Below are 1438 nucleotides of genomic sequence, written 5' to 3'. Positions count from 1 at the left end.
CAAAAGTGCTTGAAGCAGTTAGAAGGCATGTGTTAGCGAGCAACGCTCATAACGCAAACAGCATAGGTCTTTGCTTAACCTCTCATTTTATTTTAAGGCTCACTTACACGGTTCTAGTTAAGTGAGCGTTGTTTCTCAGAACGCCGACAAATCCCCTGTTTCACTTGTGTTTCAGTCACTGAAAGAGCGACATTACTCCTGTACTTAACATTCAAAATCGGTACTATTTGAAAGATACGTGACCGAGTCACTTTTTGAGTTCTAACTCAATAATTACTGAATGATTGTGTGCTTCGTTGAAGTGCAATTTGCTTTTATTATGAATCTTGTCGTTCAAGAACACATACCCAAGGATGTTGACGCCGGATGAAACCTGCCTGCACACTCTTACTGCTTGCTTCTTTAAGCTCCCCCTTTCTTGCTAGCGCTCAACCCGTCAATGACCTCGTATTTACCGTAGGTATCGTTTCCGACAAAGCAAAAAGTAAAATCAAAAAGGCGACACCCTTTGCTCAATATGTGTCCGGAAGGCTGAATCACCTCGGTTATACCTCTGGGTCGGTACAAGTCTTCAACAACTATGGACAACTTGCAGTTGCTCTCAAAAATGGCAGCGTTCAAATTGCAACAGCTACACCGTTTAACGCCGTAACCCTAGAACGAGAATCTAACAGCCAAGTGCTCGCCGTAAGGTGGAAAAAGGGACTCGAAAAATACCACTCTGTATTTTTCACCCATCAAGACAGTGGCATTCATTCCTTGGCCGATCTGCGCGGCAAAACGCTCATTTTCGAGAGTCGCAACTCCACCAGTAGCTTTTACTTACCTGCCATTACATTGCTCAACCAAGGCGAAAAATTAGAATACCTTCGCTCTATAGATGATCACCCAACGAAAGGCCGTATCGGCTATTTGTTTTTGGATGAACATTTGGAACAATCCAACGAAATCAACCTATCCGTTTGGGTGTATAAACAGCGCGTTACCGCAGGGGCGTTCAGTAATTTCAACTGGAACAACCCAAAAGATTTGCCAGAAAACATGAAAGAAAAACTGACCATTTTCCATAACTCGGTGGAGATCCCGCGTGATTTGGTTTTAGCGTCGCCTACTTTGAGCCAATCGACCAAAAATGAAATTACATCGATTTTATTGAAAATGGATGCCTCACCAGAAGGTTTGCATGCCTTGGATGTATTCCAAAATACCAAGCGCATATCAGCACTCACGCCAGATATGGCAACGTCTCTCGACACGGTTCGAAAGTCTGTTAACTTGCTACCAAAGGCAAACTGATGCTGAACAAACTTTCGCTAGAAACCAAATACATTTTCGCGACCATCTCCGTCGTTGTTTTGGTGGTTGTGGTCAACCTTGTACTTTACATGCATGGCTACGACACATACTCAAACAATCTCGCACAGCAGATTACGCAAAA

Annotated in this window: 1 protein-coding gene; it reads left to right on the top strand. The window is 43.4% G+C overall.

Features of this window, described 5'->3' with window-relative positions; all coding sequences use genetic code 11:
• Positions 1-366 precede the first annotated feature (366 nt).
• On the top strand, positions 367-1296 hold the full coding sequence (locus R7Q48_RS24185; protein WP_318132614.1) for a phosphate/phosphite/phosphonate ABC transporter substrate-binding protein: 930 nt from the start codon (positions 367-369) through the stop codon (positions 1294-1296).
• Positions 1297-1438 lie beyond the last annotated feature (142 nt).

It is taken from the genome of Vibrio sp. 378 (genome assembly GCF_033339435.1).
Note: the sequence above shows the minus strand (reverse complement) of the source record. Positions and strands in the feature narration are given on the sequence as shown.